The organism is Aquamicrobium terrae, assembly GCF_040545735.1.
In the GTDB taxonomy this organism is placed as follows: domain Bacteria; phylum Pseudomonadota; class Alphaproteobacteria; order Rhizobiales; family Rhizobiaceae; genus Mesorhizobium; species Mesorhizobium terrae_A.
Window position 1 is genome coordinate 20,638 of sequence record NZ_JBEPML010000021.1, and the last position, 21,036, is coordinate 41,673.

General features: G+C 62.5%; 24 protein-coding genes. 8 read left to right on the forward strand and 16 right to left on the reverse strand.

All coding sequences use genetic code 11. The annotated features are described in order from the left end of the window. Window positions 1–104: 104 nt before the first annotated feature. Entirely contained in the window at window positions 105–536 is a 432-nt protein-coding gene (locus tag ABID37_RS21725) for an SAM-dependent methyltransferase (RefSeq protein WP_354198602.1), read from the reverse strand. A 12-nt stretch (window positions 537–548) separates the two neighbouring features. Next, window positions 549–944 (reverse strand): (R)-mandelonitrile lyase, encoded by a 396-nt coding sequence (locus tag ABID37_RS21730; protein WP_354198604.1) that lies wholly within the window; start codon window positions 942–944, stop codon window positions 549–551. 218 nt (window positions 945–1,162) lie between these two features. Here ABID37_RS21730 and ABID37_RS21735 point away from each other — a divergent pair, with 218 nt between their 5' ends. After that, window positions 1,163–3,217 (forward strand): elongation factor G, encoded by a 2,055-nt coding sequence (locus ABID37_RS21735; protein ID WP_354198606.1) that lies wholly within the window; start codon window positions 1,163–1,165, stop codon window positions 3,215–3,217. An 881-nt stretch (window positions 3,218–4,098) separates the two neighbouring features. Here ABID37_RS21735 and ABID37_RS21740 read toward each other — a convergent pair. Together ABID37_RS21740 and trxB are read right to left on the reverse strand one after the other, a co-directional pair. Next, a complete protein-coding gene (locus ABID37_RS21740) occupies window positions 4,099–4,995 on the reverse strand; it encodes a LysR family transcriptional regulator (protein ID WP_354198608.1) in 897 nt (298 codons plus the stop codon). Window positions 4,996–5,047: 52 nt separating this feature from the next. Beyond that, a complete protein-coding gene (gene trxB / locus ABID37_RS21745) occupies window positions 5,048–6,022 on the reverse strand; it encodes a thioredoxin-disulfide reductase (protein WP_354198610.1) in 975 nt (324 codons plus the stop codon). A 231-nt stretch (window positions 6,023–6,253) separates the two neighbouring features. Between trxB and ABID37_RS21750 the strand changes: the two genes are divergently transcribed. Continuing rightward, complete coding sequence (locus ABID37_RS21750) at window positions 6,254–6,727, forward strand: Lrp/AsnC family transcriptional regulator (RefSeq protein ID WP_354198611.1); 474 nt, start codon at window positions 6,254–6,256, stop codon at window positions 6,725–6,727. 21 nt (window positions 6,728–6,748) lie between these two features. Here ABID37_RS21750 and ABID37_RS21755 read toward each other — a convergent pair whose 3' ends face one another. The 8 genes from ABID37_RS21755 to ABID37_RS21790 form a co-directional block, all read right to left on the reverse strand. Then, the gene (locus ABID37_RS21755) at window positions 6,749–7,555 is read right to left on the reverse strand and encodes a hypothetical protein (protein ID WP_354198613.1); all 807 of its coding nucleotides are present in this window, start codon (window positions 7,553–7,555) and stop codon (window positions 6,749–6,751) included. Window positions 7,556–7,623: 68 nt separating this feature from the next. Then, the gene (locus ABID37_RS21760) at window positions 7,624–8,412 is read right to left on the reverse strand and encodes a glycosyltransferase family 25 protein (protein WP_354198615.1); all 789 of its coding nucleotides are present in this window, start codon (window positions 8,410–8,412) and stop codon (window positions 7,624–7,626) included. 15 nt (window positions 8,413–8,427) lie between these two features. Further along, window positions 8,428–9,249: a glycosyltransferase family 25 protein gene (locus ABID37_RS21765; protein ID WP_354198617.1), complete on the reverse strand. Its 822-nt coding sequence runs from the start codon at window positions 9,247–9,249 to the stop codon at window positions 8,428–8,430. 44 nt (window positions 9,250–9,293) lie between these two features. Beyond that, the gene (locus ABID37_RS21770; protein WP_354198619.1) at window positions 9,294–10,070 is read right to left on the reverse strand and encodes a glycosyltransferase family 25 protein; all 777 of its coding nucleotides are present in this window, start codon (window positions 10,068–10,070) and stop codon (window positions 9,294–9,296) included. Between the two features lie 2 nt (window positions 10,071–10,072). Beyond that, complete coding sequence (locus ABID37_RS21775) at window positions 10,073–10,894, reverse strand: glycosyltransferase (protein WP_354198621.1); 822 nt, start codon at window positions 10,892–10,894, stop codon at window positions 10,073–10,075. Window positions 10,895–10,957: 63 nt separating this feature from the next. Then, complete coding sequence (locus tag ABID37_RS21780) at window positions 10,958–12,022, reverse strand: glycosyltransferase family 4 protein (protein WP_354198623.1); 1,065 nt, start codon at window positions 12,020–12,022, stop codon at window positions 10,958–10,960. Window positions 12,023–12,050: 28 nt separating this feature from the next. Beyond that, the gene (greA, locus tag ABID37_RS21785) at window positions 12,051–12,524 is read right to left on the reverse strand and encodes a transcription elongation factor GreA (RefSeq protein ID WP_354198625.1); all 474 of its coding nucleotides are present in this window, start codon (window positions 12,522–12,524) and stop codon (window positions 12,051–12,053) included. A gap of 169 nt (window positions 12,525–12,693) precedes the next feature. Next, on the reverse strand, window positions 12,694–13,005 hold the full coding sequence (locus tag ABID37_RS21790) for a DMT family protein (RefSeq protein WP_435521615.1): 312 nt from the start codon (window positions 13,003–13,005) through the stop codon (window positions 12,694–12,696). A gap of 211 nt (window positions 13,006–13,216) precedes the next feature. On the opposite strand from ABID37_RS21790, the gene ABID37_RS21795 reads away from it, so the two are divergent. The 5 genes from ABID37_RS21795 (at window position 13,217) to ABID37_RS21815 (ending at window position 17,704) form a co-directional block, all read left to right on the forward strand. Then, entirely contained in the window at window positions 13,217–13,642 is a 426-nt protein-coding gene (locus tag ABID37_RS21795; RefSeq protein ID WP_354198629.1) for a DUF3775 domain-containing protein, read from the forward strand. After that, window positions 13,632–14,333: an MOSC domain-containing protein gene (locus ABID37_RS21800; protein WP_354198631.1), complete on the forward strand. Its 702-nt coding sequence runs from the start codon at window positions 13,632–13,634 to the stop codon at window positions 14,331–14,333. The genes ABID37_RS21795 and ABID37_RS21800 overlap by 11 nt, the downstream gene beginning before the upstream one ends. A 148-nt stretch (window positions 14,334–14,481) precedes the next feature. Beyond that, a complete protein-coding gene (locus ABID37_RS21805) occupies window positions 14,482–15,399 on the forward strand; it encodes an extensin-like domain-containing protein (protein WP_354198633.1) in 918 nt (305 codons plus the stop codon). Between the two features lie 113 nt (window positions 15,400–15,512). Then, window positions 15,513–16,325 (forward strand): extensin-like domain-containing protein, encoded by an 813-nt coding sequence (locus ABID37_RS21810; protein ID WP_435521614.1) that lies wholly within the window; start codon window positions 15,513–15,515, stop codon window positions 16,323–16,325. 83 nt (window positions 16,326–16,408) lie between these two features. Beyond that, window positions 16,409–17,704 carry a hemolysin family protein gene (locus tag ABID37_RS21815; protein ID WP_354198635.1) on the forward strand — a complete coding sequence of 432 codons (1,296 nt, stop codon included), beginning with the start codon at window positions 16,409–16,411 and terminating at the stop codon, window positions 17,702–17,704. Window positions 17,705–17,769: 65 nt separating this feature from the next. Here ABID37_RS21815 and ABID37_RS21820 read toward each other — a convergent pair whose 3' ends face one another. After that, window positions 17,770–18,369, reverse strand: coding sequence for an NADPH-dependent FMN reductase (locus ABID37_RS21820; RefSeq protein ID WP_354198637.1), 600 nt, complete (start codon window positions 18,367–18,369; stop codon window positions 17,770–17,772). An 84-nt stretch (window positions 18,370–18,453) separates the two neighbouring features. On the opposite strand from ABID37_RS21820, the gene ABID37_RS21825 reads away from it, so the two are divergent. Then, a complete protein-coding gene (locus ABID37_RS21825) occupies window positions 18,454–18,825 on the forward strand; it encodes a winged helix-turn-helix transcriptional regulator (protein ID WP_354198639.1) in 372 nt (123 codons plus the stop codon). A 17-nt stretch (window positions 18,826–18,842) separates the two neighbouring features. Here the strand turns inward: ABID37_RS21825 and ABID37_RS21830 are convergent, their stop codons facing one another. The 3 genes from ABID37_RS21830 to ABID37_RS21840 form a co-directional block, all read right to left on the reverse strand. Next, entirely contained in the window at window positions 18,843–19,235 is a 393-nt protein-coding gene (locus tag ABID37_RS21830; protein ID WP_354198641.1) for an acyl-CoA thioesterase, read from the reverse strand. Window positions 19,236–19,367: 132 nt separating this feature from the next. Next, window positions 19,368–20,306, reverse strand: coding sequence for a diacylglycerol/lipid kinase family protein (locus tag ABID37_RS21835; protein ID WP_354198643.1), 939 nt, complete (start codon window positions 20,304–20,306; stop codon window positions 19,368–19,370). Window positions 20,307–20,438: 132 nt separating this feature from the next. Next, window positions 20,439–20,684, reverse strand: a complete 246-nt coding sequence (locus tag ABID37_RS21840) for a DUF1344 domain-containing protein (protein WP_354198645.1) — start codon at window positions 20,682–20,684, stop codon at window positions 20,439–20,441. Between the last annotated feature and the right edge of the window lie 352 nt (window positions 20,685–21,036).

Consider the following 21,036-nt stretch of genomic DNA (forward strand, 5'->3'; position numbering starts at 1 on the left):
ATGCCGCCCGGAACCCTAGTTGCCACTCGGTCGATGATGGAGCCTAGCCCGACAGGGCACGGACAATCAAGCGCAACGGCCGCATGGGTCCGGATCAAGGGTCGTCATCCGCTGTCAGGATCGATTTCCTTCAAGGGATCGCCGCCGTCGATGAACAGGCGGCCGCCGGGCTTCAAGGCTGCCTTGATGCGCAGCAAGGCCATGGGCGCCGCTTTCGGATGGCGCCCGTCGAGCGCGCCGACCCGCATGGCAAACGCCAGATCAAAGGGCTCCTCGCCGGCCTCCGCCACGAAGTCCTCGATCGCAACGCACCTGAAATCGAGCCGGCCCGAAGCCATCTCGGAAACCGATCCCGCGCGGGCCAGGCCGACCGCCTTCTCGGACCGGTCTATGGCCAGGACGAACCCATCGCCTATGCGCCTGGCCGCCTCGCGAGCGGCCACGCCGGGGCCGCACCCGATCTCCAGAACCCGCATCCCGCGCTTCAGGGGAAGGGCTTCGACAAAGGCGGCAATCCGTGACGACGTGCCGGCCATCCGGGGTTCCCCTCACCCGCCATATTGCGCGTCGTCGACCGGCTCCAGCCAGTCGACGGCCTTGCCGTCCAGCGCTTCCTGCATGGCGATGTGGGTCATGGCCGTCTGCGGCCCGGCGCCGTGCCAGTGCTTCTCGCCGGGCGGGAACCAGACCGTGTCCCCGACACCGATTTGCTGGATCGGCTCGCCCCACACCTGAACCAGCCCGGCGCCCGCCACAACGTGGAGCGTCTGGCCGAGCGGGTGGGTGTGCCAGTGCGTGCGTGCGCCGGGCTCGAAACTCACCGAAACCGCCCGCAGCCGCGCCGGCGCTTCCGCCTCGACGATGGGGGTCTGGGTGACCCGGCCGGTGAAATAGGCATCGGAGGCAATGACGGTCGGCACGCTGCCGCCACGAATGATCTTCATCGGCTCTCTCCTTTGCCTCATTTCAGCCGAAGCGAGGATGCGCGGCAAGCCCGCTTCGCGCCTGATCCACTTGCCCTGCCTGCAAAGCCTACTTGTCCTTCCTGCAAAGCCATGTGACCATGCTTCACGGCAGGCAGCCGCGCCACGAAGCTGCCGCCGCGCGACGGCCGCCAGGCCGGCCGCCGCTCCCTTCAAAAATGCCTGAGCGGAGGTCAGCCATGGGTAATCGCGCCGGAGGACGACGTACGGGACCGAAATGCATTGCCATCGTCGGTCCCTTCTCAAGCGGCAAGACGACACTTCTCGAAGCCATTCTCGCCCGCACGGGCGCCATTGCCCGCCAGAATCCCACCGCCTCGGGCAACACCGTTTCCGACCACTCTCCCGAAGCCCGCGAACACGCCATGAGCGTCGAGGCCAATTTCGCCACCGTCGACTTCATGGGCGACACGCTGACCTTCGTCGACTGCCCCGGCTCGATCGAGTTCGCCTTCGAGGCCGAGCCGGTGCTTGCCGCATGCGACGCCGCGATCGTCGTGGCCGAGCCCGACGAGAAGAAGATACCGGCCCTGCAACTCATCATGCGCCGCCTCGACGAACTCGGCGTGCCGCGCATCCTGTTCCTCAACAAGGTCGAGAAGGCGACGACCGGCGTTCGCGAAGCGCTCAAGACATTGCAGCCGGCAAGCTCGGTGCCGCTGCTGCTGCGCCAGATTCCCCTGCGCAAGGACGGCGTCGTCATCGGCTCGATCGACCTGGCGCTGGAGCGCGCCTACATCTACCGCGAATATGCCGAGAGCGAGGTGGCCGAGATTCCCGGCGACGAGAAGGCGCGCGAGATCGAGGCGCGCTTTTCGATGCTCGAGACGCTGGCCGACCACAATGACGAGTTGATGGAGCAATTGCTGGAGGAGATCGAGCCGCCGCGCGATGCGGTGTTCGACGACCTCGCCGCCGATCTGCGCGAAGGGCGGGTGACGCCGGTCCTGCTCGGCACGGCCGAAAAGGGCAATGGCGTGCTGCGGCTGCTGAAAGCGATCCGCCACGACGCGCCGGATGTCGAGGCGACGCGCCGGCGGCTCGGCGTGGGCGACGACGAGCGCGCCACGCTGGTGCAGGTGATGAAGACGATCTACACGCCGCACGGCGGCAAGCTTTCCGTCTCGCGCGTGCTGTGCGGCCAATTGGCGGATGGCGGGGAGCTTTACCTGCCCGACGGCGAGGTCAACAAGGTTTCCGGCCTTTACCGCATGTTCGGCAAGGACCAGACCAAGCTCGGCCAGGCCGTGGCCGGCGACACGGTGGCGGTGGGCAAGCTCGACGGCGCCCGCACCGGCCAGACCCTGACCTCCGCGAAGGGCGGCAGGGCGCCGCTGATCGAACTGACGCCGCCGAAACCGGTCTACGCCTTTGCCCTGCGCCCCAAGGAACGCAAGGACGACGTGAAGCTTTCGGCCGCAGTCCAGCGGCTGGCCGAGGAGGACCCCTCGCTCAGCCTTGCCCACAACCAGGATTCGGCCGAAACGGTTCTGTCCGGCCATGGCGAAATGCATCTGCGGGTGGTGCGCGAACGGCTGGAGGGCCGCAACCAGATCGCCGTCGAAGGCCACGCACCGGCGGTGCCCTACCGGGAAACCATCCGCAAGGGAACGCAGCAGCGCGGCCGCCACAAGAAGCAGTCCGGCGGGCACGGCCAGTTCGGCGACGTGGTGATCGAGATCAAGCCGCTGCCGCGCGGCAGCGGCTTCGAGTTCACCGACACGATCAGCGGCGGCGTGGTGCCGAAGCAATATATCCCCTCGGTCGAGGCCGGCATACGCGACTACCTGAAAAGCGGCCCGCTGGGCTTTCCGGTGGTCGACGTCGCCGTCAATCTCAGCGACGGCTCCTACCACACGGTCGATTCCTCCGACATGGCGTTCCAGATGGCGGCGCGGCTCGCCATGAAGGAAGGCATGGCCGCATGCTCGCCGGTGCTGCTGGAGCCGGTCATGAAGGTCGAGATCTTCACCCCCTCGGATGCGACGGCGCGCATCATCGCCCTCATCCCGCAACGGCGTGGCCAGATACTGGGCTATGACGCCCGCGACGGCTGGCCGGGCTGGGATGTGGTGGAGGCGAGCATGCCGCAGGCGGAGATGGGCGACCTGATCGTCGAACTGCGTTCGGCAACCGCAGGCGTCGCCACCTATGTCGCAAGCTTCAGCCATATGGCTGAATTGACAGGCCGGCTGGCCGATGACGTGATGAACGCCGCCGGCAAAGCGGCCTGAAATACCGTAGCGCATGCCCGGATATGAACAAACGGCGGCAGATGATACTGCCGCCGTTTGTTGCGGACCGTCCCCGGGGAGGAAAACGGCAGGTCCGCCGCATCGGGCCTGCCGGCAATACCGGCAGGAAACTGGATGGACGCGGCCGTCACCTGAGACCCGGCTCCGGAAGATGCCCCCATCCCCGAAGCCTGCCGCGTCCTTGTCCTGTGTAGTGAAGATTCGCCTTTGCGGTCACGTTACAGGGGTTACATGACCGTTACGCGCTGCCCCTGAACATCGCGAGCACCCATGGATGCGTTCGCCGGCTTGCAAGGGCGGCGAAACCGGCGGCCCACCGTCATGCGAGCATGTCGACGAGCATGTCGACGTTTGCTCCTGTGGCGGGCTGCGAAGATTTTGATGGTGGTGAAGAACGCCCGGCCCGGCCGAAAACCGACCCGACAAGAAAGCTGAAGATCAGCCGGCGGAAGCCAAAAACAAAAAAGCCGGATCAGAAGATCCGGCTGAGTTTGATGGAAGTGCCAAAAAGGCTAAACCTCCAGAGGGGAACACTCGTGAGCGCTAATGGGAGGAGAACGCGCTCAGGAGATGACTGATATATGGGCCACCGCTGCTCAACAAACAAGCATCTATTTTGCAACGCACGCATGCAAAAAGGCGGCATCTGTGGTCCAATGCATCGCATGCAGCAATAAGGCCAGAATAAAGGCACGAAATCTGGCCGGATGCCTGCTCCCGAGGCAGGGGCACCAGTGGCGAGGCGACGGCATGCGTATTTCTGCACCGGCTGCCAGACAGGACAGTCTGTTCCGGAGGCCGCACCAAGGCGGGGATGAAGCCGGCCGATACCGGCCCGAGCGCCGAACCCGCCGCCCGCTTCAGTAGGACCAGTTGCGGGCCTTGGCGAACATGAAATCGCGGAAGGCCTTGAGCTTGGCCTGATTCTTCATCGCCTCGGGATAGACGAAGAACGTGTCGAAGGACGGCCCTTCGAGCTCCTCGAGGATCGGGACGAGCCCGGACTCCTTTCCGGCCATGTAGTCCGGCAGCATGGCGATGCCGACGCCACGCTTGACCGCCTTGCGGATCGACATCAGGTCGTTGATCTGCAACACGCTGGGCCGCTTCTCGCCATCCGGCCGGCCCACCGTCTCCAGCGCATTGAGACCGCCCAGATAAGAGGGCACCGGCTCGCCGAAGGTGACGATGCGGTGCTGGTCGAGTTCCGCCACCGATTTCGGCTTGCCGTGGCGCTCGATATAGGCCGGCGAGGCGAAGACATGCAGGTGCACGGTGAAAAGGCGCCGCTGGATCAGGTCCGGCTGCTGCGGCTGGCGCAGGCGCACGGCGCAGTCGGCCTGGCGCATGGTCAGGTCCAGCTCCTCATTGGTGAAGACGAGCTGCAGGTTGATCTCCGGATAGAGATCGATGAACTCCTTGGTGCGCTCGGTGAGCCAGCCGGTGCCGAGCCCGACCGTCGTCGTCACCCGCAGCACGCCGGTCGGGTGGTCCTTGGTTTCCAGCAGCCGCGAACGGATCGACTCCAGCTTCATCAGCACGTCATGCGCCGTGCGATAGAGCATCTCGCCCTGTTCGGTCAGCACCAGGCCGCGCGCATGGCGGTGGAACAGCGGCACGCCGACATCGTGCTCCAGCGCGCTCACCTGCCGCGAGATCGCGGACTGCGACAGATGCAACGTCTCGGCGGCATGGGTGAACGACCCCGCCTGCGCGGCTGCATGAAAAACCCTGAGCTTGTCCCAATCCAGCGCCATGATTCCCCTCGTGTGATGCGGCGTCTGAAAGACGAGTTGGGATTTTTTGCGGCTACTCCGCCGCGTCCCGGTGTGCTTCGACGGTCGCCAGATATTTCTCGGCTTCCAGCGCGGCCATGCAGCCCATGCCGGCCGCCGTCACCGCCTGGCGATAGATGTCGTCCGTGACGTCGCCCGCGGCGAACACGCCGGGAATGTTGGTGCGGGTGGAATCCGCCTCGGTCCACAGATAGCCGTTCGGCTTCTGCTTCAGCTTGCCGGCGAACAGTTCCACGGCGGGTGCGTGGCCGATGGCCACGAACACGCCGTCGATCGGCAGGTTGCTTTCCTCGCCGGTCACCACATTGCGCAGTTTCAGCCCTTCCACCGAAGGCGGCTGCGGGGGCTGCCCCGGACGGCCGGTGACTTCGTCCACAACCGTATCCCAGATGACCTTGATGTTGTCCTTGGCCAGCAGGCGCTCGCGCAGGATGCGCTCGGCACGGAAATCGTTGCGGCGGTGGATGACGGTGACGCTGCGCGCCAGGTTGGACAGGTAAAGCGCCTCCTCGACCGCCGAATTGCCGCCGCCGACCACCGCCACGTCCTTGCCGCGGTAGAAGAAGCCGTCGCAGGTGGCGCAGGCCGACACCCCGAAGCCCATGAAGGTCTGTTCGGAGGGAATGCCGAGCCACTTGGCCTGCGCGCCGGTGGCGATGATGAGCGCATCGGCCGTGTAGACGGTGCCGGAATCCCCCTTCGCCACGAAGGGACGCGCATCGAGGTCGACCTCGACGACGATGTCGTGGACAATCTCCGCGCCGACATGCTCGGCCTGCCTGGCCATCTGCTCCATCAGCCACGGGCCCTGCACCGGTTCGGCGAAGCCCGGATAGTTCTCGACATCGGTGGTGATGGTGAGCTGGCCGCCCTGCTGCAGCCCCGCCACCAGCATCGGCTTCAGCATGGCGCGCGCCGCATAGATGGCGGCCGTGTAGCCTGCCGGACCGGAACCGATGATGAGGACGGGAGCATGCTTGACGGTCATGGCGCTGCCTTGGCGATGGCGGGCCGCCCGGCAGCCCGCAGGAAAAACAGATCGATATGCGCCGTCAATGTAAGTGCTGGCCGCCGTGCCAGCAAGGCAAACGGCAAAGTGTCCCCGGAAAGCTTGTCGCAGGAGAGAAAGAGAAACGCGGCGTAACGTAAAATCGCTGGCGTATGATAAAAAGTCGTTTAATTACCGGAACACGACAGATTCTTGCGCAGAGATGATCGCATGACCGTGAAGGCCGACCTCGACGCCATCGACTGGAAAATCCTCCGCGAATTGCAGCATGACGGCCGCATGACCAATGTCGAATTGTCGCAAAGGGTAGGCATTTCCGCCCCGCCCTGCCTGCGGCGCGTGCGCCGGCTGGAGGAAACCGGCATCATCCGCGGCTACCGCGCCCTGCTGGACGCCCCTTCGCTCGGCATGGAGGTGGTGGCATTTTGCCTGATCGGCCTCAAGCATCAGGCCGAGGTGGAACTGAAGGCCTTCGCCGAGCGCACCCGCAACTGGCCGATCGTCCGCGAAGCCTGGATGGTGTCGGGCGAATCCGACTTCCTGCTTCACTGCGTGACCAGCGACATCGGCACCTTCCAGAGCTTCGTGATCGAGGACCTGACCTCGACACCGAACGTGGACACGGTGCGCACCGCGCTGACCATCCGCAAGGTGAAGGATGAAGTGCCGGTGAGGATCGGGTAAATATAACCTAACAATTTAATATCATTTTAAAAATCTTACATTATCAAAATAAATAGAAAGGGTAGAATTAAATAAATCTTCATTCTTTCTATAATTCCCAGGGTACATATTTACATAACATCCAAGCATTGCTCCACATATCGCAACATGGAGCCGGTCCGTATGTATATTTTTATATCTTCCTATTTCCATCAAAAATTTATCTATAGGAGTATCCTGATTGCCTTCAGAAGATATATCTCTATTTCCGCTAGGAATATTAAAACAACCCAACGACTCCTTATCTTCTCTGAAGAAGAACCCGTCACTTCTATCCTTTAAGATATTCATCCTCGAAATACGTCTTTCCAAAAAAAATGCCATATCATGACAGAATTTCGAATCGGAAACGACACGCTGACTCTCAAATCGGTCACGCGCATAAAATACAACGTTGTCGTATTTCCTAGATGGCGGAAATTCGTAGGTCGAAGGCAATACAATAACCTTGTTAAAGGCCCTCGATGCATATTCAACTTCCGAGATGCTTGTATTCCAGTTCCTGCACCATCCCCCGCCGCCGCCATAAATAAGAACACTCGCAAATCTATGGTATTCTGATAGAATCTTATTTTGAATTTGTCCGAGGCGAGTCCGTCTTCGCTTCAGGCCTCGCCTAATGTAATTTCTATATCCCAAGCCATAAAAATCTGCAAAATCCAAGAAACCCTGACGAATAACAGAGTCTCCCCAGTTCCCATAATTATGAAAGTAATATAACCCCTTCCCTTTTGATAATAAATTTATATCATCAAAAAGGCATTGAAATTCTCTATAGATATTTTTCATGGAAGCGCTCTAAACAAGAGATATGGCAGCACCTCTGTGGGCAATTTCTGCTCTAGACATTCTTATTTCTATTCTATAGGAATTTTCTTCCATTCCATACCACCTAGTGACGCCTTCAATCTTATTGAAATTCTCTTAATCGGCCTTTGAATTTCCCTTAGAATTTTTCTCCTCAGAGTTTCTTGGAGCTTAGGACGCTCACCGCTTAATTCACTACCTATATTATAATTCTTAAACCTATTCTGTGATAGAATTAAATCTTGAATGCATATTGCAGGCACCAAATGATAAATTTTCAGACTCAATGCCATAGATAAATTATTATTAAAGATAAACTGATCAACAGGATCAGCTATTTTTTTGCTCTCCTCCACCAGCTTTTTTGCACAAGGTCGAGATATTATGTATCCTCCTGATCCAAATTGGGAACTATGCAGACGTCGAACTGTCCGTCCCGCAATCGTCGCGGCCTGCCTACGCTGATACAGAGTGCGTGTGAGCGTAGTTTCCAGTTTCACGATATCCGCATCATTTGGAATCCAGTCCGCAGTGACCAGTACATCCTTCAGTCCTGCCCCAAAGTGCAGATCATCTTCAAAAATCGCCGAATGGCTGTCTTCCCCTTCAGCGATAAATTCCCAACACTTGCGATGACTGAGGAAGCACCCAACCTCTCCCGGACCGAGATGATAAAAATTCCCTTCTCCAGCAAGCCAGCCATCGATTTCCCGCTGTGTCAGTTTTTTTCCGTCAACGGCCGATACCCTTATAAAGGCAACTTCCATGCCAGCGAACAGGGTCGACATACGCTTCAGTCTCTCAGGACTTCTGTCCAAGTTTATAAGATAGCATTTCATCACTCTCTCGACCCGCTATCTGGCCTCATCAAAATTAACAGCCATGAATATGGACTTCCGCGTAAGCGTACGGAAAATTCGGATAATAAAACCACATAATTGCATCAATATACGTTTCATTTCCCTCTTGATCCTTGCGTAGGTAGATAGTGTCTGTTTTGTAGCTTTGCGCCCTGCATTACGCTCCTCATCAATAAGGCTGCCAAGAGCCATAGTTCGTACGAGTTCCATATAAGTATCCTGGATGCAGATTGCCGGAATGATCTGCATCACCTTCAGCCGGTGTTCCTGCATATACCTCATTGCAAACAACAGACCGTCGACAGCCTCGCATTTCCGTTCCGTGAAGGTCAGCATGCGGTCAGCGGCCTCACGCGTCAGAAAATACCCCCCAGTGTTCAGATGCGTCGACTTCAATCGCCTGAGTTCATGGCCGAAGGGCGCCGGCCATGAAGTGGGAGAAAACTCATGTCGCCTTAAATCTGTCTCCGCCTTTATCAAGCCGGCTTGTGCGGGGATCCAGCTATCGTCGCAAAGAAAAGCCGCGGCATTCCTCGAAAAATGAATGTCGTCCTCGGCGATGAAGGCCCACTTTTCATCTCCGGCGAGCACCGCCTCCCATGCTTTTCTGTGACTGAGGTAGCAGCCGATTTCGCCAGGCGAGAGAACCTTGTTCCCTTCGGACAATTGCCGCCAATGGTCCAATTCCGCCGCCGGCAGTTCCCGGCCATCGACCGCAGGAACCCGCACGAGATCGAGCCCGAGCGCTTCGGCCTGCTGCGTGAACCACGCGCGACGCTCGGGCGACCTGTCCAGGTTTATGTAATAGACCTTCATTGATAAGCTCATCTACGCTGGGCACGCCCTGGATTGAAGGACTTCTAGGCTTTTGCCTTGAAGCGATACCGACGACCCAGGGCAATCAGCTTATCCTCAAGAAGTCTCTTCTGCTTGGAGAAGCCGTAATACCATTTACGGCCATATCTGCTGCGCTTGCGGCCATCCGATGCGGCAATCTGGCTTTCCGCATCGGTGGTGGTAACCGGCGCCGGCCAGAAGGCATATCCATGCCCGGCGCGGGTCAGCCAATAGCGAAAGTAATTGTCGACAGGGGCGAATATCTTGTCGTGGCTTTCGACGAATTGCCTGGCTCCTTCCCGGGACCAGACGATCGCGCATGCCATCATGGGAAAATAATGCGCGGCAACGAGACCGCATCGATAACCGCCGATGTCATGCTCCGAAATCGGGCTGGTGATCTTGGACTTGTTGGCGCCGATATTGAGCAGGAGCCAATCCTTGTCCGCGCTCTCCAATGCGGGAAGCGCCTCCTCTAGAAGTGCAATGGGATTGCAACGCAACAGCACGTCGTCTTCGAAGACCAATCCGTACTCGGCATCCGACTGCAGGAACTGCGCCGCAGCCGAAAGATGGCTGCGGTAGCACCCGATTTCCGCGCCAACCAGGCTTCGCCCCATATAGCGCTCCGCGCGGCCCGCATCGTAGTCGGCAACTTCGCTCAGATCGAGCTTGCGGCCATCGAACGCGGGAACACGCTCGAAATCCATGCCGAATGAACCAAACATCCGGCTGACGGATTCAAGGCGCTCGGTGCCACCGTCCAGATTGATCACATAGGTGCGGATCGATCCTTTCATCGTCACCGTTTCCTGCGTTGCAGTGGCTCGGTGTCAATCCCCATCAGCCGCAGCCTGTGCCAGAAATGGCGCCCCAGAGATTCGCGCCATTTGCGGAAATTTTCGCGCCTGAGCAGACGTGACAGGCCGCCCGACGAGGCCGGCCTGCGATATCCCGCTCCATTTCCGTAAGCGGATCGCGCATCGCCGGCGTGTTTTACCCCGCCGCCGATCATCCAAGCCATGTCCCACTTGCGGGCCTTGTAATGGTGGCTGATGGCCATTTCATCCCCGATGGCCGCGTAGCCGCCCCGTAGTGCCCGGTAATCTTCGGTCCGCCGCAATCCCGGATTGAAGGTGAACGTATGCCATAGAAAGTGCAGTTCCGGAAAAGCCAGCTTGTAGCTCGCTGTTCCGGTCCGGCGCGTCTTGAGGCTGCGGACATAGCGGGGCATGTCGGCATCGTCGCGCACCGTCACCATGATGGCCTGCGGCTCCTGTTCGAGGATCTCGACGGCCCGGGCGATGAAGCCCTTGCGGGTGAACAGCCAGTCGTCTTCCATGTGAAAGATATAGTCCGATGCGATGTCCGCGTAGGCTTTGTCGATCGAGGCGATCTGGCCGATATTCTTGCCGTTGAAGATGATGCGGTGCCTTGTCCCCTGCAACAGGGGCTCGATGCCGTAGACGCCGCGATCGTCCGAGTCCTCGATCACGATCAGCTCGTCGAGCGGATAGTCGTTCTGTTCGAGGAAACTCTCCAGCGTCTTCTCAAGCAGGTCGAAGCGCCGGCAACTGGTGACGACGGCGGAGACGGTGGGGCGGTTCTCGGCTTGTGTGCTCATCGGCTCAAATTCTGCACAGGCGGGGTGCGGCGACCATCGTGCCATTCCGGCATCTCGCACGGATCATTGCCCGTGTATAGCGGCTGCATAGATCTCTCCCAGCCGCCGCACCTCTCCCTCGATGCTGAAACGCGTCGCGGCGTGGGCCCGGCTGTTCGCCGCCGCCTGCCCTAGCCCGGCCTCGTCCTCCATCCATCGCTCTGCCGCAGCGATCATCGCGCCGAGGTCGTCGCGGGGGATGAGCGTGCCGGTGACGCTGTCTTCAATCAGCTCGGAGAAGGCGCCGACATCGGTGGCGACGACGGGGACCGCCGTCGCCATGGCTTCGAGCGGGGTGAGGCCGAACCCCTCCCAGCGTTGCGGAGCGATGAACAGCGACAGCGGCCGATACCAGCGCTCGATGTCGCGGTGCTCGCCGACGAACAGGATGCGGTCGGCCAGGCCGGCTTTTTCGACGCGGGCGCGCAGATCCGCCTCGAACCCCTTGTGCTCGGCCGTCGCGCGGCCGGCCACGATGGCGGACCAGCGCGGATGGCGCGGCAGAAGCGCGATCATGGCATCGACGAACAGGTCGGTGCCCTTCTGGTGCCGCACGCGGCCGAAACAGCCGACATGGAACTGGCCGGGGTCGAGCCCCAGTTCCCGCGCCGCCTCGGCACGATCCGCCGGCGGGTGGAAGCGTTCGATATCGATGCCGTGCATGACCACCGTGTTCGGCACTTCGAGATAGGCGGCGGTCTTGCGGCTGGTGGCGATCACCCCGTCCATGCGGCGGATGAGAAACTTCGTCCAGCGCTTGTGGCGGCGCTGCGAGGCCGAGGTGAAGACGAGCTTCAGCGGCGCGCGAAAGATGTCGCGCAGCACCACGCCGGCCAGCATTTCGGGGTTGCGGCGCGCATGCCAGACACGCACCGAGGCGCCCTGCGGCCGTCGGAGCAGGCCCGGCACCTGCCACCAGCGCAGGCGCGGCAGGTGGTCGGGCAGGCCGGGCCCAAGCGTGGCGATGCCGATCTCCTTCGCCTGCAACGGCACGAGCTGGATGATGGTGCTCGTGACGCCGGACAGGCGCTTCTTGAAATTGGGCACCACGACATGGACCCGCGACAGGTCGACCGGCGCTGCGGCCATGGCTGGATCTTCCTATCCGGCGACCGGATCAGGCCCAGCGCAGTTGGACGATCTCGTAGCCACGCGCACCGCCCGGTGCGTTGACCTCGATGGCGTCGCCGACTTCCTTGCCGATCAGGGCGCGCGCGATGGGGGACGAGATGGAGATGCGCCCCGCCTTCACATCGGCTTCCTGGTCGCCGACGATCTGGTAGGTCTTTTCCTCTTCGGTGTCCTCATCCACGAGCACGACCGTGGCGCCGAACTTGATCTTGTCGCCGCTCAGCTTGCTGATGTCGATGACCTCGGCGCGCGCGATCAGGTCCTCAAGCTCGCTGATTCGGCCTTCATTGAGGCTCTGCGCTTCCTTGGCGGCGTGGTATTCGGCGTTTTCCGAGAGATCGCCATGCGAACGCGCTTCGGAAATCGCCTCGATGATGCGCGGCCGTTCATCCTGCTGGCGCCAGCGCAGCTCCTCCTTCAGCGTCTCGAAGCCACCGCCTGTCATCGGCACCTTGTTCATAGCCACTCCTTTCCTGCCGTACGCCCTTTCCAGGCGCCCTTTCGACAAAAAGAAAACGGTCCGTCAGGACACTGACGGAACCGTCACATCTCGGATTCTCGTCACAATATAGCAATTGCTGGAGGTTTTTCACGTCCTAAAAACGAAGGACGCTTGCCCGGCAAAAAAATCAGGCCCTGAAAATCAGCGCCGCGCCGCAGGCAATCAGCAGGAAGCCGAAAAAGTGGTTCCAGGTCAGCGCCTCCTTCAGATAGGTGACCGAGAACACGGCGAAGACGCCGAGCGTTATGACCTCCTGGATGGTCTTCAGCTCCGCCGCCGAATAGACCTGATTGCCGAGCCGGTTGGCCGGCACCGCCAGCCAGTATTCGAAGAAGGCGATGCCCCAGCTCGCCAGGACGACGACAGAGATCGCCGCGCCCTTGAACTTCAGATGGCCGTACCAGGCGAAGGTCATGAAGACGTTCGAGGCCAGCAGCATGAGGATGGGCAGGACCTTGGGAGTGAGGAGCGACGCCACGCTGGGGAATCCGATCGAATGGAGAGAGCTTGCGCCATTTCATTCGCCGCGCTGGCCCTGTCAATCCGGCCTGTTGCGGCCGAAGCTCGGCCGTATGACGAATGTGCGAGATAGGCTATCATCGGGCGGGTCCGGCAGCACCGGCCGGGCTGGATTGGCACGAGGATTTTCGATGCGGAACAGCCAGGAACGCGAGTGGGAGCTTTCGATCGGGCCGGACACGGTCCGCATGCTGATCCTCAAGGCGAAGGCGTTGAGCGCCGGCATGCGCGACGATTTCGATGCCGGCAGCGAGCATGAGATCGAATTCGACGGCGAAAGCCGCGACCTCCAGCATCATCACGGCCTGGCGGAGGAAGAGACGGAAGACCTGACCGAACGCGAATTCCGGGCACTGATCAGCGATCTCAACGTCGACGAGGCCGCCGAGCTGATCGCGCTGGCATGGATCGGGCGCGGCGACTTCGACGCAAGCGAGTGGGACGAGGCGCTGACAGCGGCGAAACAGCGGCCGCTGCGGCAGACGGCCCGCTACCTGCTCGGCCTGCCGCAGCTTGCCGACTGGCTGGAACAGGGGCTCGAGAGCGTTGCCGAATAAGACCACGGCACCGGCGCCGGCCATCGTCGAGGGGCTTTTCATCGGTACGCTAGCGCCGCTCGGACCGCGGCAGGTGCCGAGCGGCATCGACAAGAAGCCGGTGCAAGGACATCTGGCCATCACCCGCGTCGGACTGCAAGGCGACGAGCATGGCGACACCCGCCACCATGGCGGCCCCGAGAAGGCCGTGCATCACTACCCCGCCGACCATTATGGCGAATGGCGCAAGGAAGGCATCGAGGCCGCGGCGCCGGCCTTCGGCGAGAACATCACGACAAGCGGCCTGTCCGAAGCCGATGTCTGCATCGGCGATGTCTTTCGCCTCGGCTCCGCATTGCTGCAGGTGAGCCAGGGACGCCAGCCCTGCTGGCGGCTCAATGCCCGCTTCGACCGCCCGGACATGGCGATCAGAGTGCAAAAGAGCGGGCGCACCGGCTGGTACTACAGGGTGCTGGAAGAGGGCGCGGCCGAGGCGGGCAATGCGCTGGTGCTGCATGAGCGCCCGCAGCCGGAGTGGTCGCTGGCGCGCATCATCGGGCTTCTCTACACGCGCACCATGGACACGGAATCGCTTCAGGAGCTTGGTGCCCTGCCGGAACTGGCGCCGTCGTGGCGTGAGCTTGCCGCGCGGCGCATCGCCAGCCGCAAGGTCGAGGACTGGAGCCGCCGGCTGCATGACAGCCACGCATGAACCTGCAAAAGGGATTCGGCTTCAACGACTTGGGCAGCGTTCCGGAATCTGCCTGCGAAGTGCGAGGAACACGCCGGCGGCAACAGGCCGTTACCGAAGGTGATCATTTTTCGCTGCAACCGCGCGGGCCCGTACCCGTTTGGATGCGATGGCCGTTTCGCGATTTCGTTCCCTGTCCCTGTTGATCCTTGCCTGCCTGATGGCGCAGCCCGCTGTCGCAAGGCGCCAGCCTGTGCGGCTGCCGCAATCGGCGCCCGTGCCCGAAATGCTTGCCGAACGGACCCCACAGCCCGATATTGCCTCCCAGACGGAAACGCCGACACCGGAGCCCCGGCCGGACGACGCGCCGCAGCCAGCCTCTCCACCCAGCCAGGCGCCCGTGCCGGAAGCCAAGCCGCCCGAAAAGCAGCCATCCGAAAGCAAGCCGCCCGAAAGCAAGCCGGACGAACCGGAAAAAGCCGAGGACAAGCGGCCCACCCCGCAGCCTGATCCGCGTTCGGGCATGGTTGCCGCCGAAAAGATGCCGGCCGAGGAGGAGGCCTGCCGCAAGAGATTGCGCGCCATGGGCGTCGCGTTCGAGGACGAGCCGGCACAGCACGACGCGGCTGCCGGCTGCTCGATCCCCTACCCGGTTATCGTCACCAGCCTCGGCAAACCCGTCGAACTGGCTCCGAAAGCGGAGCTGAACTGCGCCATGGCCGAGACCCTCGCGCGCTTCATGGCCGACGTCGTGCAGCCGGCGGCCAGGGAGATCATGGGTTCGGAGGTGGCCGGCGTCACCCACGCTTCCGCCTATGTCTGCCGCCCGCGCCACAACGGCGCGAAAATGTCGGAACATGCCTTCGGCAATGCGCTGGATATCGCCTCCTTCACCCTCAAGGACAAGAGCAGCGTCGAGGTCGGCCTCGCGCCTGCGGAAAAGCAGGGGAAATTTCTCGACCGCATCCGCAAGGCCGCCTGCGGCCCGTTCAAGACCGTGCTCGGACCCGGCAGCGATGCCGATCATGAAACGCACCTGCATCTGGACCTTGCGCCGCGCCGCAACGGCTCGACCTTCTGCCAGTGAGAGGCCACGAGGCGGCCTGCCCCAATGCGGCCACAGGCATGAATGGCGGCGCTGATCTTTCCTTTACCCTTGACGGTTAGGCTCTGCTTTCCAAGGAAACAGAGTTCATCGCCATGGCAGGCACGCCCCGCAGCGCAATGCCCGGCGCCCCCTATGGGCGGCGCCTCGGCCGGTTTCTGGCAGCCATTGCCGCCCTGGCGGCGGTGGCCGGCGTTTCGGCCTGCAACACCGGCAGTGTGTTCGATCTCCAGCCCGCCGTCGACGTCGGCACCACATCGGGCGTACAGCCCGGCGTCGGCATGCAGGCGCTGGTCCCCTCCAATCCCTACATGACCGCCGCCTATCCGCGCTTCGACCGGCCCCTGTCGCCGACCAACCAGCTATCGCCGGACGAGGTGGATTGCCGCAGGGAGCTGAAGCGGCTGCGCGTGGCCTATACCGACCTTGCTCCGATCAGCGACGGCGGCCAGTGCGGCATCGCCCATCCGGTCAAGGTCTCGGCGATCGGCAATATCGAGATGAAGCCGGCCGCGACGCTCACCTGCGCCATGGCGGCCAGCTTCGCGAGCTGGACCCGCAACGAGCTGACATCGGCCGCGCGCTGGCGCTATTTCAGCGGCGTCAAGTCCATCCGCCAGGGCTCGAGCTATTCCTGCCGCAAGATACGGGGCGAAGGCGTGCTCTCCGAGCACGGTAAGGGCAATGCGCTCGACGTGATGGCCATCGAGCTGAACAACGGCAAGGTGATCGACGTGCGCAAGCCCGGCCTTTTCGCCTTCCGCGAGCGCGGCCTGCTGAACACCGTGCGCGCCGACGGTTGCTCCTATTTCACCACGGTGCTCGGGCCGGGCTACAACTACGACCACCGCAACCATTTCCATTTCGACATCAAGAGCCGCAAGAGCGGCTATCGCGCCTGCCGCTGAAAAAAGCGGCCGGATCGGCGACGATATACGAAGCCCGATTTGCTCTCTTTTCCAAGAGGCATCGGGAATGCTAATGAGCATTCATGCTATACATTGAAATCGCCATCGTGGTCGTCCTCATCTGCGTGAACGGCCTGTTGGCCATGTCGGAACTGGCGATCGTTTCTTCCCGGCCCGCGCGGCTGAAGACCATGATCGACCGCAATGTGCGCGGCGCGGCGCGCGCGCTGGAACTGGGCGCCAATCCCGGCAAGTTCCTGTCGACCGTGCAGATCGGCATCACGCTGGTCGGCGTGCTTTCGGGCGCGTTCTCGGGCGCCACGCTGGGCGACCGCCTGTCGAAGGTGCTGGTCGAATCGGGCATGTCGACCGGTCTCGCCCATACGCTCGGCGTCGGCATCGTGGTGGCGGTCATCACCTATGCCTCGCTCATCATCGGCGAACTGGTGCCCAAGCAGATCGCCCTGCGCGATCCGGAACGCGTCGCCTCCAGGGTCGCGGGGCCGATGGCCATGCTGGCCACCATTTCGGCGCCGCTGGTGTGGCTGCTCGACCTGTCCGGCCGCTCGGTGCTGTGGCTGCTCGGCCAGCGCGGCGAGAGCGAGGAGCGGGTCACCGACGAAGAGATCAAGATGATCGTGGCGGAAGCCGAGCACCAGGGCACCATCGAATCCGACGAGCGGCGCATGATCGCCGGCGTGATGCGGCTGGGCGACCGCGCCGTGCGCGCGGTGATGACCCCGCGCACCGATGTCGACTGGCTCAACATCCAGTCGGACGAGGCGGCCATTCGCCGCCTGCTGATGGAAAGCCAGCATTCGCGCCTGCCGGCGGCCGACGGCAATGTCGACAACATGATCGGCGTCGTCCAGACCCGCGACATCCTGGCCACCTTGCTGGCCGGCAAGCCGCTGGATGCGCGCAAGCATGTGCGCGAGGCGCCCATCGTGCACGACCAGGCCGATGCGCTGGACGTGCTGGCCAAGCTCAAGGAAGCCGACATGCCGATGGCGCTCGTCCATGACGAATACGGCCATTTCGAAGGCGTGGTGACCCCTGCCGACATTCTGGAAGCCATCACCGGCGTGTTCCGATCCGACCTCGACGAGGACGATACCGAAGACACCGCCGTGCAGCGCGAGGATGGCTCCTGGCTGCTGGCCGGCTACATGCAGGCCGACGAAATGGCCGACATGATGGGCATCGACCTGCCGGAGAACCGCGATTACGAAACCGTGGCCGGCTATATCCTGTCGCACATGCACCACCTGCCCGCCACCGGCGAGACGGTGGACGCGCAGGGCTGGCGCTTCGAGGTGGTCGACCTGGACGGCCGCCGCATCGACAAGGTGCTGGCGACCAAGCTGCCGGCCAACTGATCCGGCAAAAAGGGCCTGTGCAACCGCACAGGCCCTTCTTCTTGCATCCGTGTTTTGTGGCCTCGTCAGGCCGCCTCGGCGCGTTCCTCGGCGTCCCGCGCGGCGCGCAGCGCCTTGGCCCACCACGCCATGTCGGCCAGCAGCGCATCGGCGCTGGTGCGCAGATGCGCCAGTTCGGCAATATCCTGTCCCTGCTGGATGGCGACATAGTCGGGCAACTGGATGTGCACGGCCGCCCGCACCGGCGCCATCTGCAATTCCACCGCGATCATCCGCAACTGCTCCACAGCCCGCGCGCCGCCGACGCCGCCATAGCCGACGAAGCCGGCCGGCTTGCGGAACACCTGGGAGCCGAGATAGTCGAGCGCGTTCTTGAGCACCCCGGTCGGGGCGTGGTTGTACTCGGCGGCGGTGAAGACGTAGCCGTCGAACGTGGCCATCTTCGCCTGCCAGCGCAACGCATGCTCATCCTTGGAAGGTCCCCACAGCGGCGACGTGTCCTCCGCGAACATCGCCATCGGATAGTCCTTCAGGTCGACGATCTCCGCCTCGACGTCGTCACGGCTATTGATGAGGTCGGCGATCCAGCGGGCGGGCTTGTCGGCAAAGCGCTTCGCCCGGATCGAGCCGATGACCACGGCCAGCCTGGCTTTGGAAGATGACATGCATGTTCTCCGTTGATGGTGGTATAAAAAGGAAACCGACGCTATTTATGTAACCAGGATACCGCCACGCAAGGAGGCACTTTTTTGAAACCAAGGCACCATCACCGCAGCGAGGATTGCCGGGCTGTCAGCGCGGTGCTGCAACGCGTGGGTGACAAGTGGACCGTGCTGGTCGTGTCGATGCTCGGCAGCGGACCGATGCGCTTCAACGAATTGCGCCATGCCATCGGCGGCATCTCACAGAAGATGCTGACCACGACGCTGCGCAGTCTCGAACGCGACGGTTTCGCCACCCGCACCGTCTTCCCGACCATCCCGCCGCGCGTCGACTATGAACTGACCGACCTCGGCCGCGAGCTTCTGATTCCGGTCACCGCGCTGGCCGACTGGGCCCGCGCCAATACCGGCCGCATCAACGCCGCCCGCGAGCAATTCGACAGCACGCCGAAACAGTAAGGTGGGGCAAGGCTGCCCTATTCCGCCGGCACCGGCGTCGGCTTGCCCTCGCCATCCAGCGCAACCATGACGAAATCGGCGTGGGTGACCATTTCCATCAACTCGGACAGATAGCGCTGCGCCCACGCCTCGACCTTCAGCGTGATCGAGCTGCGGCCGACGCGCTCGACATGCGTGTAGATGCACAGCGTGTCGCCGATCTTGACCGGCTTGGCGAAGGACATTTCCTTCACCGCCGCCGTCACCACCCGTCCGCGGGCGCGCTCGGCGGCACGGATGCCGCAGGCAAGGTCCATCTGCGCCATCACCCAGCCGCCGAAGATGTCGCCGGCCGCATTGGCGTCCGCCGGCATGGCCAGCGTGCGCAGCGTGAGTTCCCCCTGCGGCGCGCCGTTCACATATTGCACCATGCCTGACCTCCGGGACGTTTGCTTCATCCTGCCGTAGCTTCGCGACAGGGACGCGTCAACGGCCGGACGAAACGGTTCAATGAAATCAAGCGATTGCATCGCCTTGCGGAATCGATTTCGCAACCTGTTGAATCAGCATCTCAAGGTCAGTGCGCGCGGCAGCACCTCGAACGTCGCCGGAATGCGGCCCGGCGACTCCCCGTCTATGTCGAGCAGGGCACCGTCGGCCATGGCGCTTCCGACCGGCTCCACCAGCACCTTCCTGGCGCGCACCATGGTCACCGCCGGGTGGTTGCGGTGGCGCCCGCCATAGAGCTGGGTCAGATCGCGGATCAGGCCGGGCTTGCCGGCGGCGCGCACGATGACCACGTCGAACCAGCCGTCATCCATCTCCGCATCGGGCGCGACCATCATCCCGGCCCCGAAGAAGCGGCCGTTGGCCACCGCCACCAGCGCCACGCACGCCTCGACCGGCTCCCCATCGTCCAGCGTGATGCGGACGGTCTGGAACCGATAGCGCAGGAACGAGCCGATGGTGCGCCAGTAGAACAGCGCCTTGGCCGACACCCTCCCCTTGCGCTTGTCTGCATTCACCGCCCGCACGGTGACGCCCGACAGGCCGAGGCTGGCGATGTTGATGAAATGGCGGCTGGACAGCGCGCCATGGTCGTCGACGAAGGAGATGCGCCCGACATCGATCTGGCGGCTCTTGGCCCCGGCAATATGCCGGAGCAACCCGGCCGCATCGCGCGGCAGGCCGAAGCCGCGCGCGAAGTCCGATCCGGTGCCGCAGGGCAGCAGGGCCAGTTCCGTGTTCTTCACGCCCTCGCGCCGGGCGAGCAGGAGACCATCGGCCACCTCGCTGGCCGTGCCGTCCCCGCCGGCGGCGATCACCAGCCGGCAACCCGACATCGCAAGATCGAGCGCCAGCCTTTCGGCATCGCCCGCGCCTTGCGTCTCGCGCACCTCGACCTCCGGGAACTGCGTGCGCAGTTCGGCCATCACCTGAGGCCAATGGTCCTTGAGCTGGCCGCCGCCGGCCACCGGATTGAGGATCACCCCGACCTTCACACGCCTCCTCCCGAAGCTCCGCGCCATCTATTGAAGCGCGGACCCGGCGGATTCGGCAAGCGGCGATTGCAGCCGACATGAAATGGCCGGCCCCGACGGGACCGGCCTGAAACGCGCGGATATGCAAACCCGCTATGAAGCGGCGGCCTCGATCGACGTCACGGTGCCGGTGGTATCGTCCACGGTCACCACCACCTTGGTGCCGACCGCAAGCTGGTCGACGGCGGCCTCGGCGGGCAACTGGTAGATCTTGCCGTCGTCGAGGGTGATCGACTTGGTTTCCGGGTCGACCGCCTGAATCGTGCCCTGTACGGTCGCCGCATAGGCGGTGCTGAGAAGGGCAAGGAGGGCACTGGCGGTGGCAAGGGTCTTCTTCATGTCGGGAACTCCCGTTTTCAGCGGTTTTGGCCAGAGGTGCCGGACAAGCCGGCCGCCCCGCGACACCCCCGGAACCTATGGAGCCTGCCCTCGATTTCAAATCACGAAGGGTAACTTTTCCAAACGTAATCAGCGGCTTAATTCCGACACATTGTCCTGGAGCCGGTGGAAGCGATGCCGTCGCGCAGCCCGTTTGCGACATGCTCCAAGCGCGCAAATCGAGTCGGTTGGAGCGGTTCCGGGCGAGCAATGTGACAGCCACGCCGGCACCACAGTCCTCCCCTCCCGACGATCACGGAAAGCGCCAAGAAAAACCCGCTGAGGACACATTTTGTTTCGTTGGGCCAGCCCC